The organism is Chroococcus sp. FPU101 (genome assembly GCF_017312365.1).
Classification (GTDB): Bacteria; Cyanobacteriota; Cyanobacteriia; order Cyanobacteriales; family Microcystaceae; genus Chroococcus.
The window spans coordinates 23,214-40,420 of record NZ_BLJI01000003.1 but is presented as its reverse complement, the minus strand read 5'-3'; the positions used below and the strand labels follow the sequence as shown (position 1 = coordinate 40,420).

Here is a 17,207-nt window from a genome sequence, read left to right as displayed (position 1 = left end):
AGACCAATTCGATCCCCAATCTTAAGAAATTGTTTATTTAATGTTTGATCTATAGAACAGGCGAGCTTAATTGTAGAGTCTCCCATGATTGAAACACTACTTGATTCTCTAATTCTCACCACAAACCGCAACTTTTTGCTATGATATGGCACCTATATTCATAAAACAGAGTCACTATCCTCTAAACCAAGAATATAGTTTAATGATGTGGTGTGTTAGGAGACATCAAAGGTGAAAACAGTTGATTTTAATGGCAAGCCTTTTCATTTTATCGGTATCGGCGGCATTGGGATGTCAGCCTTGGCTTATATCTTAGCCAAGCGTCATCTTTCTGTATCGGGTTCGGATCTCAAATCGAGTCACATCACGAGACGACTAGAGGAAGTAGGAGCGCGTGTATTTACTTCTCAAGAAGCAAGTAATTTAGAGATTTATCAATCTTCTAGCTCCAAATATATGACGGTGGTTGGTAACAGTAAGCTGACTCAGCCTCAGATTATCTGTTCAACCGCTATTCACAACAATAATTTAGAGTATCAAGCGGCTCTTGAATTGGGTTATCCGATTTTTCATCGCTCCGATGTTTTAGCAGCTTTGATCCAAGAATATCAAAGTATTGCGGTGGCTGGAACTCATGGCAAAACTACCACCAGTAGTCTAATTGGCTATATGTTACTTCAAACAGGATTAGATCCAACGGTGATTATCGGGGGTGAAGTCGATGCTTGGGATGGTAACGCTAGAGTCGGTGAAAGTCCGTATCTAGTTGCCGAAGCGGATGAATCTGACGGCTCATTAACGAAGCATTATGCCAAAATTGGGATCGTCACCAATATTGAACTCGATCATCCAGATCACTATCAAAACTTAGATCAAGTCGTCAAAATATTCCAGATTTTTGAAAAACATTCGGAAATATTGATCGCTTCTCTCGATTGCCCTAATATTCGTCAGTATCTTAAACCTCAGATTACTTATAGTCTAGATCCGCAATCAGGAGCCGATTATATTGCTCAAAACATAACCTATGATCAACATGGCTCCAAAGCTCAAGTTTGGGAAAAAGGACAGTATTTAGGCCAGCTTGAAGTTAAGATACTTGGGACACATAATATCAGTAATGCTCTAGCAGCCGTAGCAGTGGGTCGTCAATTAGGTTTAGAATTTAATCAAATTGCTGATGCGATCGCAACATTTACTGGAGCCAAACGGCGTTTTGAGGAAAAAGGTGCAGTCAATGGCATTACTTTTATCGATGATTATGCCCATCATCCGAGCGAAATTAAAGCCACACTAGCCGCAGCGCGTTTGAAAGTGCAACACAATCAACACAAAAGAGTGATGGCTATTTTCCAACCCCATCGCTACACCCGTACTGCAACTTTTCTCAAAGAATTTGGTGAATCATTTGAGGATGCTGATCTCGTCATTCTCACCGATATTTATAATGCAGGGGAAACTAATTTACAAAATCTACAAGGTCAAACCGTAGTCGATGAAGTCAAAAAACATCATTCTAATGTTTACTATTGCCCAGATTACAAATCAATTAGTAATTTTCTGCAAAACCTCTTACAAACAGGCGATTTAGCTCTCTTTTTAGGGGCAGGAAATCTCAATCAAATGATTCCAGAAACAATTGCCCTACAAGCTGCACAGACTAAAATTGTTGCTTAAAAAAGAGTGGTAAAAGCTAATCTCCTTTTTTTCTTTTCGCGTGTTACATTAAATCTAACTTCTGCCTGAAGGATGCCTATGAATGCCTCTCCCATACTCCTAGCTAGTCCCAATTGTTGGCTACAACCTAACGTAGCACTCTCGAATTTTACATCCTATCGAGTGGGGGGGGAAGCACAATGGTATGTCGAACCTCGTAGTAGTGATGATTTGTCTGCGATTTTTGAATGGTGGCAAACCCAAGATATTTCCCTAACCTTATTGGGTGCTGGCTCAAATTTATTAATTAGTGATCGAGGTTTACCTGGTTTAGTGTTAAGTACACGCTATTTACGCCATAGTTCTATTGATTTTGAAACCGCACAAATTACAGCAGGTGCAGGCGAACCCTTACCTAAACTGGCTTGGCGGGCGGCTAAACGCGGTTGGCGGGGTTTAGAATGGGCGGTTGGCATTCCTGGAACCGTTGGCGGTGCAGTGGTGATGAATGCAGGAGCGCACAAGGGTTGTGTGGCTGATAGTTTGCTTAAAGCTGTAGTTTTATCACCCGATGGTAGGATTGAAACCCTAACCGCAGAAGACTTAAAATACAGCTATCGAACCTCAGCATTACAAGGCGATCGTCGTTTAGTTCTAGAAGCAACTTTTCAACTTCAACCTGGTTTTACTCAACAAGAGGTGATGGCAGATACAACCCATAACCTACACCATCGCAAAAATACTCAACCCTATGATCGTCCTAGTTGTGGCAGCGTTTTTCGTAATCCTAAACCCTATGCAGCAGGTTGGTTGATTGAGCAGTTAGGTTTAAAAGGATATGCGATCGGGGATGCCGAAGTGTCGCAGCGTCATGCTAATTTTATTATTAATCGGGGTCAAGCTAAAGCCGAAGATATTTTAGGCTTGATTCGCTATGTGCAAGAACAAGTTAATCATCATTGGTCATTACTTTTAGAGCCTGAAGTGAAAATTTTGGGTAAATTTGAGGTAGTCTAGGAAAAGTGCAAAACGATTAGAATGGATAGGATGGGTATTTTACAAATGATGTAAAGTTAATACCTCTTCACCGACATTAAACGTCAAGTTGTATAGTAATTAACAAAATTTAGATATGTCAGAAAAACAAGGTTTTGGATTTGGTTTAGGCAAAATTAAAGAATTACAAGCGGCTTTTCAAAAAGCACAACAAATTCAAGCAGGGGCGCAAGAGCTTCAAAAAGAATTAGAACAAATGAGAATTGTCGGCGAAAGTAGCGACGGTTTAGTAAAAGTCTACATGAGTGGCAACCAAGAACCGATTAACGTTGAAATTTCTCCCGATGCTGTGGCTAAAGGAAATGAGGCTTTATCTGCATTAGTCACAGAAGCCATGAAAAACGCTTATACCAAGTCTACTGAAACGATGCGTGCAAAAATGGAAGATTTAACCAGTGGACTAGAATTGCCTGGTATGTAAAATATAGCTTTCTTCTGATTGCTCTGGGGATGACGATTCAAATTGTCCCCAGATTTTTACTAAAAAGGCATAAATGAGACAGGGTGACAGGGGGAGGAGTTAGCTGGTTTGTTTTTTAAGAGAATTTAAGATTATTTTAAGGATTAAATCAATTATTTTGGCTTAGAAACGGGAATTCTAACAGAATAATACCTTTTATACGATGAGCCAATGACAAGAAACAGGGAGCAAATTCGCCAACAGTTCCAGAAAATTTGGGGATATGATGATTTTCGTTTTCCCCAAGGAGAAATTATTCAGACTTTACTTAATAAAAGAGATGCTCTAGTTGTTATGCCCACAGGAGGCGGAAAATCAATCTGTTTCCAACTCCCTGCTTTACTACAAGATGGCTTAACTCTAGTGATTTCTCCTTTGGTTGCCTTAATGGAAAATCAAGTACAGGAACTACAACAGAAAAAATTACCTTGTGCTTTATTACATAACGAAATACCTCGCTCACAACGGCAACAAACTTTAAAAGCCATTGAACAACAAACGCTTAGATTACTCTATCTTTCTCCTGAAACGCTTCTCAGTTCTCCTGTGTGGGATAGAATGGCACAACCGCAGATTAAGATTAATGGTTTGATTTTAGATGAAGCCCATTGTCTGACACAATGGGGTTATACTTTTCGTCCTTCCTATTGCAGGATGGGGATGGTTCGCTCAACACTGCTCAAAAATAAGCCGATTGGGTCTAAAATTGTGGTAGCTGCATTTACGGCAACGGCTAATCCCCACACACAGCAGCTACTTGAAACAAGCTTACAACTAGAAAATCCCGAAAAATTCCTATTGAGTCCCTATCGTGCCAATTTGAATCTACAAGTTCAAGTCTGTCTTTCTCCTCGTTGTCGTCGTCACAAACTGTTACATTTCTTAAAAAAACATCTGCAACAATCTGGATTAATTTATGTGCGATCGCGTAGAGATAGTAAAGAAATGTTTCAATTGTTACAATCTCTTAACTACAAGACGGCAGCTTATCATGCTGGTTTAAGTTCTAGTGAAAGACGCTCTATCGAGAAGCAATGGCTCAGTAATCAATTACAATTTGTCATTTGTACTTCGGCGTTTGGCATGGGGATCAATAAGTCAGATGTCCGATGGATACTACATTTTCAAGCACCACAGCTATTATCGGAGTATATACAAGAAGTGGGACGAGGGGGAAGAGATGGCAAGTTTACACAAGCTTTAACTTTGATCAGTGAACCTACGGGAATTCTTGAGCCAAGCGATCGTCAAAGACATCAATTCTTTACAAATCAACTGCAAAAGCAAGCGCAACAAGCACAGCAAATCTTATCTAAAATTCCAGTTACCGAAAAGATAGAAACAGTTAGCCGAACATTTCCCTCGGTTGAACTCTCTCTAGCCTATCTTTATCAGCAAAAACAACTAACATGGCTTGATCCATTCACTTATCAAGTTTTATCGTCTTATCCACAGACAAAACGGCTAACTAACTCTACTTTGATGTCAACTTATCTAAATACTCGAAAATGTCGCTGGCAATTTTTGTTATCATCTTTCGGGTTTGCAAAGGAATCCGAGTATTTTCGGTGTGGTCATTGTGATAACTGTCATCACACATAAGTAGATAAAAATTTCTCTGTAATCTTACTGAAATGAAAAATTGTGTTTCTGCAAGGGTTGCTATCATTTTGAGTGAAACATCTTGAAAAATTCTCCGTTTTAATCGTAAATTTTCCTAAGTAAATTTTTCAGAGTAACTATTAGAAAGATTATCAAAAATTTATTTATAGTAAATCTACGGATAATTCTTTATAAAAAATAAAAATCATCTTAAAAAAATATGAAAAAACTGAAATTTTTAATTCAACTCATGAATCAAAACATATTTTTAAAAAATAGCTAAATCTATCAAAAATATTAATCAAAAAATAAAACTTCCGTATTCTTACTCTAGCTTCTAGTTTCTCTCTTAGCTATACCAGTGAAGAAGAGAAAATTTGGGTGGAGATTAGTTGTTATGTTGAGTGAAAATGTTTTTCCTGAACCTTTGACTATCCTGGATAGTTTAGTTAATTTAGTTGAGCCAAATCCTTTTAATACAAATTATGCTTATAATTCTTCTTTAGCTAACCAATTTAATAATTTCAATGAAATTAATTTAGAAGTCAATCAGTTAAACACTCAAAGTCTATGGTCTAATTCTCCTCAAGTTAGTCAAGAACAAATTGATCCCCTATCTGTAGATCTGCCCGACTTAATTATTACTGGGCTAAATATAACTTCTCCTATTAAAGCGGGAAATACAGTTAACTTTAACTATACTTTAAGAAATCAAGGAAGTGTAACAGCAAGTTCTATCCAGACGAAATATTATCTTTCAAATGATAGTTTACTCGATAGGACTGATCTAGAATTAGGCGATGACAATCTTAGTTCTTTAGCAAAAATATCATCACAAATCCGAACAGATTCAGTTAATTTTAGTGGCAATCTAAATAGTGGTACTTACTATTTCTTGGTCGTTACTGATAGTGCAAATACAAATGTAGAAAGTGACGAAACAAATAACACTTTTGTCAAAGAAATTAGAGTGACTAAACCAGATTTAGTAGTTGATCCAGCTTCTATTACTGTGCCAACAAATCCAGTAATTGCGGGCCAATCTATGAGAGTGGGTTATACAGCTAGAAATCAGGGTGATGCTGGTTCGTCATCGGGTACAACTAAATACTATCTTTCTACAGACATGATTTTAGATAGTAGTGATAGTTGGCTAGGAAATGATACGGTTGCGTCTCTTTCGGCTGGAGCATCCACTATCAGAAGCGGCACAGTAACTTTAAGCAGTACGCTCACTTCAGGGACTTATTATTTATTAACTCAAATTGATTCGACTAATACCTCGCTAGAATCCAACGAAGCGAATAACGTAAGCAGCAAAGCATTTAGTATTCTAGAGGCTCCTGATCTAATTGTAAACACTTTAAACATTCCTAGTTCAGTAGCGGGCGGTAGTTCTCTTAATGTTTCTTATACAGTTGAAAATATCGGGCAAAGTACAGCCTCATCACACACAACTAGATTTTATCTGTCTACCAATACAACGTACGAGACTACTGATATCGAAATTGGTTCTGATAGCGTTGTAGCACTATCCGCAGGTGCGTCTTTAACTAAAGTCAAGAACATGATGATTAGTAGCTCTATTCTTGATGGCAATTATTATCTCTTAACCCGAGCCGATACAGGAAATAAAGTCAGAGAAAGTAACGAAACAAATAATTTATTTACTTCATCTGCAATGATAGAAATTACTAAACCCGATTTAGAAATTTCTCAATTTACTCTATCGACTCCGAATAATCCAACCGTTGGAAGTACCCTTGATGTTAGCTATACCTTGACTAACAGAGGAAAGGTTAATGCGATCGGGACGACGACTAAGTATTATCTTTCTAGTAATGAATTTTTTGATGCTAGTGATACCTATTTAGGTGATGATAACGTTCCAACTTTAGCAGTTGGAGCAACCTTAAACAGAACAGACTCTTTTGTTCTAAACACTAACCTATCAAGTGGAACTTACTACTTTTTGGCGATCGCAGATAGTACAAATCTAGTTGCAGAAAGTAATGAAAACAATAATTTAGACTCTGAACCAATTATAGCCAGCAGTAACGATCAACCCGATTTGGTCATTACACCAATAATTGGAAATCTAGTTGCTAACCAAGGTGAAAATCTCAATTTATCCTACACCATCGAAAACCAAGGTAGTGTCAACGCAGAGCCAAGTACGACTAAATTCTATCTTTCCACCGATACCACCTTCGATAATAGTGATGTGCTTTTAGGTAGTGATAGCGTAGCATCCCTAGCGAGCGGTACAACGAGAACTCAAGGGGTTACATTGCCCATTAGTAGTAACTTCAATTTGGGAACATACTATCTATTCGCAATTACGGATAGTGAAGGAGTTGTCACCGAAATTGATGAAAACAATAACATTGTTTACCAAACCCTACAAATTACCGCACCTCCTCAACCCGACTTACTATTTGATGGTTTAAGCATTCCGAATACTGTCACTCAAAATAGTAATTTGTCAGTTTCTTATAACATTCGTAATCAAGGTAATGCAGATGCAAGTGCGACTACAACTAAATTCTATCTTTCAACCGATACGACCCTTGATAATAGTGATGTAGCTTTGGGAATCGATAATTTAGCCGCTTTAGTGAGTGGTGCAACCAGTAACAAAAATCTGACACTAGGACTTAACAATATCACTCCAGGCACTTATTATTTATTAGCTCAAGCCGATAGTAGTGACAGTTTGAGCGAAAGTAATGAAAATAACAACATAATCAGTCAAATGTTTGGGATCACAGAGCCGCCTAAACCCGACTTATTGATCGACACTTTAGTTATTCCTGCTCAAGTCAATAAAGGAAGTAATCTTGTTGTTGTCTACAATATTCTAAATCAAGGGCTTGCATCCGCCGCTTCTAGCACCACTAAATTTTATCTCTCAACAGATACAACCCTCGGTAATGACATTTATCTAGGTAGTGATAGTGTAGGCACTTTAGCCAGCAATCAAACCACCCAGAAGATGCACTGTTGGCGATTAGCAATACAATTAATGCAGGAACCTATTATCTGTTGGCTCTTTCAGATGACGATAATGTAGTAGTTGAAAGCAATGAAAATAATAACTTGAGTTATCAGACTGTAATCATTACTGATCCTGGTGTACCAGATTTAATTATTAATCCTCTCTCTGTAACCGTCAACGGACTCAATTTATCTGTTTCTTATACCATCAAAAATCAAGGCTCTTTAGACGCAGTATCTAGTAAAACTAAATTTTATTTATCGAGCAATAACGTTTTAGAGGCAACGGATACATTATTAGGTAGCGATATAGTCTCGGCTTTGGCGGGACAAGCTTCAAGCTCAAGATCGATTGCTTTAACACTTGCTAATAATCTCAATGCGGGAACCTATCAGATTTTAGCGCAAGCTGATAGCGACTCCGCGATCGCAGAAAGTGATGAAACCAATAATATCGCTATGCGAAGCATAACACTGAGCAGTGATTTAAGCATCTCTGGTTTTAGTGCAAATAACGGAACAAATTCAGTCGTACAGGGTTATGGTTTTGTCCCCAAATATACTCTCAACAACACAGGTAATGCGGTTGTAGGTACCTCGATTACTAAATATGTTGTTTCTGCTGATACCATTATCGGAAATGCTGATGATTATATACCAACCTTTTTAGCGAATGGGGGTACTGATGCTGCCCTCAACGCAGGGACATCACGTGCTGAAAGTAATGACTATTTAGCGATTTATGATGGTTTAAGTCCAGGTGTCTATAATTTATACGCCATTGCTGATAGCACCAATTCTATCGCCGAAAGTAACGAGACTAATAACGTTGCCAGAATTACGCTCAATTTCCAATATCCCCCGCAGCCAGATTTGACCGTAGAAAAATTAAATGTTCCTCAGAACGCGAATGTGGGTGGTTATATCAATCTTTCTTATACCATTCGTAACATCGATATTGGCTATATTGGTTACAGTTATATCGGATTCTACTTATCTACTGATAATACAATCGATGCGTCTGATATCGACCTCGGCTCCCACATGGCAACGAGTAGTACGCCCTTTGGAGTTCCAATTTCAAGAAATCGTAGTGTATTTTTTGATCCTGGTCGAGTTACCGCTGGCACTTACAATCTAATCGCTAGAATTGACCCGAATAGTACTGTAACTGAAAGTAATGAAAATAACAATACATTAGTCAAAACAATCACAATTAATCCATTACTGCGTCCAGATCTAACCGTGGCGAATATTCCTGTAACATCTCTTTCAACAGGCATTTTATCAACTATTCCCTATACCATAGCCAACAATGGCGCAGCAAGTGGCAGATCAACGACTGCTTTTTATCTATCTACTGATGCTATTTTGAATACCACTAGCGATATTCTCCTCGGAAGTAATAGTGTAAGAGAATTAGGAAGTTCTACCCTTCGATTAGAAGAGGCGAGCTTATATTTGAACCCCAGTTTAATCGCTAATGGCACAAATAATTATTATCTGATTGCCGTAACTGATCACTTAAGCGACATCGCCGAAAGCAATGAGACAAATAATATGACGATGATTCGAGTAACCGTCACTGATGCACAGAACACGAAATTTTCAAATTCTAAAGGATATGGTGTGGTTGACGCATCGGCAGCAGTCGCAAGAGTTTTAAATCTCGCCTCTTTCGGCGATGTTGCTAATACACAAAGTTGGGGTGTTGACATGATTCAAGCCCCCGAAGTTTGGAATGCAGGTTATACGGGGCAAGGAATTACGGTTGCGGTGATTGACACAGGTGTTGACTATAATCACCCTGATTTGATTAATAACATTTGGTCTAACACAGATGAAATCCCCAACAACGGTATCGATGATGATGGAAATAATTTTATCGATGATGTCAGAGGTTGGGATTTTGTGAGCAACGATAACGCCCCATCAGATACTAATGGACATGGTACTCATGTCGCTGGGATTATTGCAGCAAGCCGTAATAGCATCGGTCATACTGGAGTTGCCTATAATGCTAAAATTATGCCGCTTAAAGTCATTGGCGGTGGCGATGAGTGGGGAAATGTTAATAATGCAATTCGCTATGCTGTTGATAACGGGGCGCGAGTGATTAATATGAGCTTAGGTGGTAATACTTTAGATCAGGATGGACGCATCAGAGAATCTATTCAATATGCCTCAAATCGAGGGGTGATTGTTGTGATGGCTGCTGGTAATAGTAGTCTGTCGAGTCCCCTACTGCCCGCTAGTCATGCCTTACAGTGGGGTCTAGCGGTTGGTGCGGCGGGTTCTAATGGGGCTACAACAAGCTATTCTAATAAAGCAGGGCAAAATCCAAACCTAGCTTATGTGACTGCACCAGGATCATCGAATTCGACTTTACCTAACAATCGATATGGCTCAATGTCTGGTACTTCGATGGCTAGTCCCCATGTTGCGGGAGTTGTTGCTTTAATGTTAAGTGCTAATCCTAATTTAACTGATGCGTCTGTGCGTCAAATTATTACAAGTACAGCCGTGACAACTCTACTTCCCACTAATAGCACTCCTACAATTAGCACCCTCACAACTTTAGATCTTGAAGATCCATTTGTTTTTTCACTCATAGATCTTCACGGTCAGATCAGTTAATCATACTCTAATCCCTCTCCTACTTTTGAGAGGGAACGATATTAGCCTAAACTTTCACGCCAGTTAAAAAGGTGTACTATTTATCAGTACACCTTTTCCTTTATCTTCCTACTTTTTTGTCTTGATCTCGAAGACGACGTGCGTGCGAAGCACGTGCGCGAGCATCGCGCCATTCTATGGCAGTTAAATAGATCACACCGCCACTGACTATAATCAATAGAGCTAGAGACGAAAAAAACAAAATGTTTGGTAAAGTAATAGATTCCACTACTAAAAACCGTTACGCCCCCAGACGACCATTGAAATAGACCAAGTGAATAGAGCAAGAATGGCAACCCAACCAAGTGTCAAAATATCCATAAGCTTTGAAAAGAATAACATTTCCTTTGATAATGACTATAGCAATCATGATACTTCAAATTTGGTCGCCATAGATGAATCACAATCACACCACTCTGACAGTAGCCGAACGCATTGAGTCGCTTAAAATCGGGATTCTCGCTGCCTTTGCTTTTACTTTAGCCTATCTGATTACGCTACTCATTCAACTGAGATTACTAACAGAATTAATACCTTTGGGCTGGGTACAACTTGCCATTGCGTGTTTAAGTGGCTTTTTGTTTGGAGTCACCTATCGTTATATTGTACAAAATCAAGAAAATCCTCATCTCAAAGATGGAGCCGTTTTAGCGTTTGGTTTAGTGCGCGGATTAGTCCCTTTAGAAACCAGCAACGGATTAAACGATCATGCTTTAAGCTTAAGTCTTTTTGTTGGAGAAAGTTTATTTTGTTTTGCTGTAGCGCGTTGGTGTCTAGATTTAGCCTTCTCTTCGGGTTGGCTGAAACCCTAAAATCGAATTTTTACTTAAAAGCGCGATAATAGATTTACTTTATTGATTTTGTATTCAGCATGATTGAAGTTGAACACCTTAGTAAAATTTATGGTTCAACAGTAGCGATCCAAGATGTCAATTTTTCGGTCAATAGTGGGGAAATTCTCGGTTTTTTAGGGCCAAATGGGGCAGGAAAAACGACAACCATGCGAATTCTAGCAGGTTATATTCCGTCATCTACAGGAACCGCGAGAATTGCTGGTTATGATATTCATGAACAGTCAATGCAAGTCCGTCAAAGAATTGGCTATTTACCTGAAAATCCCCCATTATATCCCGATATGACGGTAGAAGGGTTTATTAATTTTGTGGCTCAAATTAAAGGAATTGTCGCTGGCGATCGCGTTTCACGGGTGAATTCTGCTATTCGTAGTTGTCAGTTAACCGAAAAACGTAAGGTTTTGATTCGGAAGCTTTCTAAAGGTTATAAACAACGAGTCGGAATTGCAAGCGCGATCGTTCATGATCCACCAGTCATTATATTAGATGAGCCGACGGTCGGTCTTGACCCCAAACAAATTATCGAAGTTCGCAATCTGATTAGAAGTCTCGCAGGACAACACACGGTTATTCTATCTACCCATATTTTGCCAGAAGTGAGTATGACTTGCGATCGGGTAACGATTATTAATCGAGGACAAATCGTTAAAACCGATATTCCAGCTAATCCCACTCAAAATAATCCTCTAAAATCAAGTTATGAAATTGAAGTTGAAGGCGATATCACCACGATTTTACCTCAATTAAAAAGGGTTCCAGATGTCATTGATATACAACTCAAACCGATTGATTCTACGACACATTCTGCTGTTTCCATTCTCGCTCAATCGGGTCAAGAAATCGGTAAAGATCTCGCATTAATCATTGTTAATTCTGGTTTGGGACTTTTGGAAATGCGGCGCGAACGACCAACGTTAGAAGACATTTTTTTGGAAGTTATCGGAACTGGAGAAGTCAAAGAAAAATGATATATTTATCTAATATTTTGGCAATTTTTAGAAAGGAATTTTTGAGTTATTTTAGCTCACCCATTACTTATATTATTATGGGTATCTTCTGGTTAATTGCAGGTTTTTTCTTTAATTCTCTTTTGTTTAGTATTGTTTTAGATGTGGCGACTCAAGAACAATCAGGAATCTTGCTATCGAGAGATATTGCTTATGAATTCTTGAATAGTTTTTGGGGTATTATTGTTTTTTCCTTACTTCTCGTTATTTTACCTGCTCTTTCTATGGGACTTTATGCCGAAGAACGAAAACTAGGAACTCTAGAGCTATTAGCAACATCTCCTTTAACTAATTGGGGAGTAGCCGTTGGTAAATTATTGGGTGTAATTACTTTTTTCACAGTTATGATTATTCCCTTTTGGATTTATGAAATAATTATTTATAGTGCTGCCAGTCCTCCCGTACAGTTTAATACAATGCTTTTAGCTCACTTGGGTATTATTCTACTAGCCGCCGCGATTTTATCTTTAGGGATGTTTATTTCGTCTTTGACTGACAGTTCAATTTTAGCTTACATTATTACTTTTATTTTAGTCCTAGCGATTTGGTTACTTGATGTGATAGGTGACAGTACAGAACGATTTTTTAGAAATAGAATTGGCGGTGAGATTGGAGAAAAGATTGGCTTTTTTTCTAAAGAAGCTTTATCACATTTATCTTGGTTTGAGCCTTATAATAATTTTATTAGAGGAATTTTTGATAGTAGTAGCTTAGTTCTTTTTGTTAGTTATATTATTTTAGGAATATTTTTAACTGCTCAATCGATAGAAGCCTTACGTTTTCAACAAAAATAAATGATTAATCAAAAAACAATTATTAAATATCTATTTATTCCAAGCTTATTTTTACTGACTGCGGGAATCGTATCAGGTTTAATCTCAGGTATTTGGAGTCCGTTATCAATTGGATTATTGATTTCAGGATTAGTTATTTTATTTTTATGGGTTATCTTATCTAAAAATTTTGGTCAAGGTTTTTGGAAAAGACGTTCAACTCAAGCAGGAACCGATGCTTTTATTGCTACTATTTCTGTATTAGTATTATTAGGATTAATTAACTTTTTATCGATTCGTTTTCCCCATCGCATTGATTTTACAGAAAATCAACTTTATTCATTATCTCCTCAAACTGAAAAAGTTTTACAAAATCTGCAAAAACCCGTTAAAGTATGGATTTTTGAACGAGATTCTCAATCGAATCTCATCGAACAAGAAGTTTTAGATAATTATAAAAGAAAAAGCCCACAATTTAGTTATGAAATTATTGACCCAGACCGTCAACCCGGATTAGTTCAAGATTTTAAAAAGATTTCATCTGGTGATTTATCACGAATTTATTTACAATATGGGGATAAAAAACAATCGTTGAAACTGGTAGATGAAACAGAAGCTTTATCAGAAATTAAATTAACCAACGCCATCGAATCTATTAAAAGTAATCGAGTTTCAAACATTTATTTTCTACAAGGACATGGTGAACACCCACTACAAACAGGTGAATCAAGTTTATCACAAGCCGTTAATGATTTAGCAGCAAGAGGCTATCAAATTAATCCATTAAATTTAGCTGAAAAATCAGCAATACCCAATAATACTGATTTAATTATCTTAGCGGGTGCAAAACGTAAATTATTTCCGCAAGAAGTTGCCGCCCTTCAAAAATATTCTGAACAAGGAGGCAGTCTTTTATTATTAATTGATCCAGAAACAGATTTAGGGCTAGAACCTTTATTAAAAACCTGGGGAGTTCAACTAGATAAAAGAGTAATTTTAGATGGTTCTGGTTCAGGAAATATGTTAAATCTAGGCCCTGCAACTCCCTTAATTACCCGCTACGGTGAGCATCCGATTACTCAAGAGTTTGGTAATAATATTTCAATTTATCCTTTTTCTAGAGCGATCGCAACTGTCAAAACTCCTAATGTTGAAGCAGTTTCTTTATTAGTCACCAGTGATCAAATGTGGGCTGAAAGTGAGTTAGATTCAACGGAAATTAGCTTTGATCCAACAAAAGATCTTGCAGGGCCTTTTGATTTAGGTGTTGCTTTAACCCGCAATCTTAATTCTAAAACGTCTAAATTAGTGGTGATTGGTAATTCAACATTTGCAACCGATGGCTGGTTTGAGCAACAATTAAATGGCGATGTTTTTCTCAATTCAGTAGAATGGTTATCCAATAGAGAGCAACCCGTTTTATCGATTCGTGCTAAAGAGCCCGAAAACAGAAGAATTAATTTAACCCCTTTTCAAGCTAATCTAATCTTTGCTTTATCAATCATTATTTTACCTTTATTAAGTTTGATTCTAGCGGGTGTGACTTGGTGGAGAAGACGATAATTTATGAAGTTACAGAAAACCACTTGGACTTTATTAGTTTTAGTTTTTCTTCTGGGAGGATTTGTCTATATTTATACATCTCAAGACAATAATACTCAGGAAACTTTAACTCAAAATCAGAAAAAAATTTTTAACTTTTCTAGAGAAGATATCCAAAGTCTTTTAATTAAAACACCAAAAATAACATTAGAATTTGCTGCCACCAATAATCAAGTTACTCCTTGGCAAATGAAACAACCCGAAAACCAGATCGCTAATGCTGCAACGATTTCGTTTTTAGTAGATTTGTTAGTTAATGGCAAGAGTGAGAAAACATTTACGGTTCCCATTGAGCAAAAAAAAGAGTATGGTTTAGATCTTCCTCAAGCGACAATTACAGTTTATTTAAAAAATAAACAAACGCATCAAATTATTTTAGGAAAAACCGATTTTGAAAATAAATTTTTGTATGCTCAAGTTGAGCCAAAAAATAACCAAGAATTACAAGTAAGTTTGGTTGATAAAAGCTTTCAATACGCCTTAGATAGGGATTTGTCCGAATGGAAGCCAGAAAAATAAGCTTACTCACCTCACCCTAGCCCTCTCCTATAATGAGAGGGAACTATAACGAAGCTGTTGATATTTAATAGAGAGTAAAGAAAAATGGTATTGATTAAGGATTACAATAATTACAGTAGGTTGGATCGGCAGTTGTAATACCGTTGGGAAATAATTTTTCTTCAGAATAGTTACAGTTTTGACATTGAGAAATTTCGGCTTTAATCATTGAAGTTGGTAAATGACATAAGCTACACAATAAACCGCTTTTCCTTTTCATCACATCAAACCCCGGATAAGAACAATTAGGACATTTGTTCTTAAACTTTTTCACTAACTCATAAGTTGCTTGTTCAATAATTTTCATCCGTGTGGGATTAAACATAGCCCTCATATCAGTTTCAAGATGTACAATGCCTTTAGAGGATAAGGAGAGCAAATACTGAACATGATCACTCAGTTGTTCTATAGTAGTAATTCCTTTAAAAAATTTATCTTCTGGGGTTGGGTTTTGTTTTTCTGATACAATCAGGGCGTGTTCGGGAAAGCCTATTTTAGAAGCAAATTCAATCGCTTGTTCTACATTGCTAATGCTTTGATAACTATGATTCGTATCAGTCGAAACCACCTCAGCAATGAGTTCTAAGTTATTTTCAAGATCAATTAAAACAATAATTTCTCTATCGCAAGAAATTAAGGGAAAGCTTGGATAAGGATAAAAACTTCCTTCGCTGGCTATTCCAATCGTTTCTCCTGTTAATTCTAGGGCTTTGTGAATTTTTAGTTTAGCGGTTTCAATTTGATCAGCAGGACGTTTAATATCTCTGGTAAAAGTACCAAATACATCAGTATTAAAATCGTTGGGGACAAGGACATTCAGATTGAGTTCTTGTTGAAGAATCGGTGCGATCGCTTGTTCTTTTTGGTGCATTGTCGCAAGAACAGCCGTCCGATTTTGCAGATCAATCATGTTAGTCAATTTCGATATTTCAGCCATTCTGCTTAAAACACGATTCTAAAAGCCTATTTATGATGAAAACGAATCCCTAAGAAAACATCATAAAGAAAACTCCAAAAGTTCTTTCTTTGTAATAATCCTAGACATTGATCGCAGCCTTTAGCATCTAATAAAGGTTTAGTGGCATAGTAAGCACCTTGATACTTATACCAAGGAACTGAAGGCCATAAATGATGTACTAAATGATAATTTTGCCCAAGGATTAAAACATTGAGAATAGGACTCGGATAAACTCTAGCATTTTTCCAGCGATTGGTTTCTTGAAAAGGACGATGAGGCAAATAATCAAAAAATAAGCCTAAAGCAATACCCACGACTAACGCTGGAACAAACCAGAAATTCATAATATAGCCGATAAAATCGTAATGAATCCCTAAAAATACAATGGTAAACACAAACAAACGGCTTAAAAACCATTCCAAAAGCTCATATTTACGCCATAAACGCCGCTTAAAGAAGAAAATTTCATGATAAAAAAATCGAGCCGCGATCATCCATAAAGGCCCCCCGGTCGAAACAAAATGATCTGGATCATTCTCAGGATCATTAACGTGACCATGATGTTGTAGATGAACCCGCGTAAATACTGGAAAAGCAAAGCCTAACATTAATGCACTACCATGACCCAAAATCGAGTTTATAATACGATTACGATGGGCGCTATTGTGTGAAGCATCATGAATAATCGTTCCAGATAAATGTAATGCAATCACATTAGAGCAAAAACAAATCCAATCTGGCCAACCCCACAACCAATAGCCACAAGTAGAAAAGATGATGAGCAATAGTGCTGTAATAAACATCCAAACGGTGGGATTAAATCCTTCTGGTGCTTTTAAAAAATCCTTGGGAATGGTTAGCAGCGTTTCGACCGACTGCATTGTTTGTTTGGCTCCTTGACTACAAATTGCTTTACCCGCGTAAATTATAATACAACGCTCTTTTGATAAACTTTTGTAACATTATTTTAATTAATATGTACCTCACGAGCCAATAAGCAAATCATAA

At 37.3% G+C, this 17,207-nt stretch carries 15 protein-coding genes; 11 read left to right on the top strand and 4 right to left on the bottom strand.

Features of this window, described 5'->3' with window-relative positions; genetic code table 11:
* Window positions 1-231: 231 nt before the first annotated feature.
* The 6 genes from murC (at window position 232) to CFPU101_RS25960 (ending at window position 10,408) form a co-directional block, all read left to right on the top strand.
* Window positions 232-1,677: a UDP-N-acetylmuramate--L-alanine ligase gene (gene murC, locus CFPU101_RS04690; protein ID WP_206814177.1), complete on the top strand. Its 1,446-nt coding sequence runs from the start codon at window positions 232-234 to the stop codon at window positions 1,675-1,677.
* Window positions 1,678-1,755: 78 nt separating this feature from the next.
* Window positions 1,756-2,673 (top strand): UDP-N-acetylmuramate dehydrogenase, encoded by a 918-nt coding sequence (gene murB, locus CFPU101_RS04685; protein WP_242577768.1) that lies wholly within the window; start codon window positions 1,756-1,758, stop codon window positions 2,671-2,673.
* Between the two features lie 115 nt (window positions 2,674-2,788).
* The gene (locus CFPU101_RS04680) at window positions 2,789-3,133 is read left to right on the top strand and encodes a YbaB/EbfC family nucleoid-associated protein (RefSeq protein ID WP_206814175.1); all 345 of its coding nucleotides are present in this window, start codon (window positions 2,789-2,791) and stop codon (window positions 3,131-3,133) included.
* A gap of 210 nt (window positions 3,134-3,343) precedes the next feature.
* Window positions 3,344-4,774: an ATP-dependent DNA helicase RecQ gene (locus CFPU101_RS04675; protein WP_206814174.1), complete on the top strand. Its 1,431-nt coding sequence runs from the start codon at window positions 3,344-3,346 to the stop codon at window positions 4,772-4,774.
* Between the two features lie 397 nt (window positions 4,775-5,171).
* On the top strand, window positions 5,172-7,847 hold the full coding sequence (locus tag CFPU101_RS04670; RefSeq protein WP_206814173.1) for a CARDB domain-containing protein: 2,676 nt from the start codon (window positions 5,172-5,174) through the stop codon (window positions 7,845-7,847).
* A complete protein-coding gene (locus CFPU101_RS25960) occupies window positions 7,778-10,408 on the top strand; it encodes a S8 family serine peptidase (protein WP_206814172.1) in 2,631 nt (876 codons plus the stop codon). Before CFPU101_RS04670 ends, CFPU101_RS25960 begins: the two co-directional genes overlap by 70 nt.
* Before the next feature lie 100 nt (window positions 10,409-10,508).
* Here the strand turns inward: CFPU101_RS25960 and CFPU101_RS04660 are convergent, their stop codons facing one another.
* Both CFPU101_RS04660 and petN read right to left on the bottom strand, forming a co-directional pair.
* Window positions 10,509-10,676 (bottom strand): hypothetical protein, encoded by a 168-nt coding sequence (locus CFPU101_RS04660; protein WP_206814171.1) that lies wholly within the window; start codon window positions 10,674-10,676, stop codon window positions 10,509-10,511.
* 2 nt (window positions 10,677-10,678) lie between these two features.
* The gene (gene petN / locus CFPU101_RS04655; RefSeq protein WP_206814170.1) at window positions 10,679-10,768 is read right to left on the bottom strand and encodes a cytochrome b6-f complex subunit PetN; all 90 of its coding nucleotides are present in this window, start codon (window positions 10,766-10,768) and stop codon (window positions 10,679-10,681) included.
* A gap of 74 nt (window positions 10,769-10,842) precedes the next feature.
* On the opposite strand from petN, the gene CFPU101_RS04650 reads away from it, so the two are divergent.
* From CFPU101_RS04650 to CFPU101_RS04630, 5 genes are read left to right on the top strand one after another with little or no spacing between them, the layout of a single operon-like run.
* The gene (locus CFPU101_RS04650; protein WP_206814169.1) at window positions 10,843-11,259 is read left to right on the top strand and encodes a hypothetical protein; all 417 of its coding nucleotides are present in this window, start codon (window positions 10,843-10,845) and stop codon (window positions 11,257-11,259) included.
* 59 nt (window positions 11,260-11,318) lie between these two features.
* Window positions 11,319-12,269, top strand: coding sequence for an ABC transporter ATP-binding protein (locus CFPU101_RS04645; protein WP_206814168.1), 951 nt, complete (start codon window positions 11,319-11,321; stop codon window positions 12,267-12,269).
* The gene (locus tag CFPU101_RS04640) at window positions 12,266-13,102 is read left to right on the top strand and encodes an ABC transporter permease (protein WP_206814167.1); all 837 of its coding nucleotides are present in this window, start codon (window positions 12,266-12,268) and stop codon (window positions 13,100-13,102) included. The genes CFPU101_RS04645 and CFPU101_RS04640 overlap by 4 nt, the downstream gene beginning before the upstream one ends.
* Window positions 13,103-14,644 (top strand): Gldg family protein, encoded by a 1,542-nt coding sequence (locus CFPU101_RS04635; protein ID WP_206814166.1) that lies wholly within the window; start codon window positions 13,103-13,105, stop codon window positions 14,642-14,644.
* Between the two features lie 3 nt (window positions 14,645-14,647).
* Window positions 14,648-15,202 (top strand): DUF4340 domain-containing protein, encoded by a 555-nt coding sequence (locus CFPU101_RS04630; protein WP_206814165.1) that lies wholly within the window; start codon window positions 14,648-14,650, stop codon window positions 15,200-15,202.
* Window positions 15,203-15,296: 94 nt separating this feature from the next.
* Here the strand turns inward: CFPU101_RS04630 and CFPU101_RS04625 are convergent, their stop codons facing one another.
* Entirely contained in the window at window positions 15,297-16,178 is an 882-nt protein-coding gene (locus tag CFPU101_RS04625) for a DUF6671 family protein (protein WP_242577767.1), read from the bottom strand.
* A gap of 26 nt (window positions 16,179-16,204) precedes the next feature.
* Complete coding sequence (gene crtR / locus CFPU101_RS04620) at window positions 16,205-17,080, bottom strand: beta-carotene hydroxylase (RefSeq protein WP_206814164.1); 876 nt, start codon at window positions 17,078-17,080, stop codon at window positions 16,205-16,207.
* Window positions 17,081-17,207 lie beyond the last annotated feature (127 nt).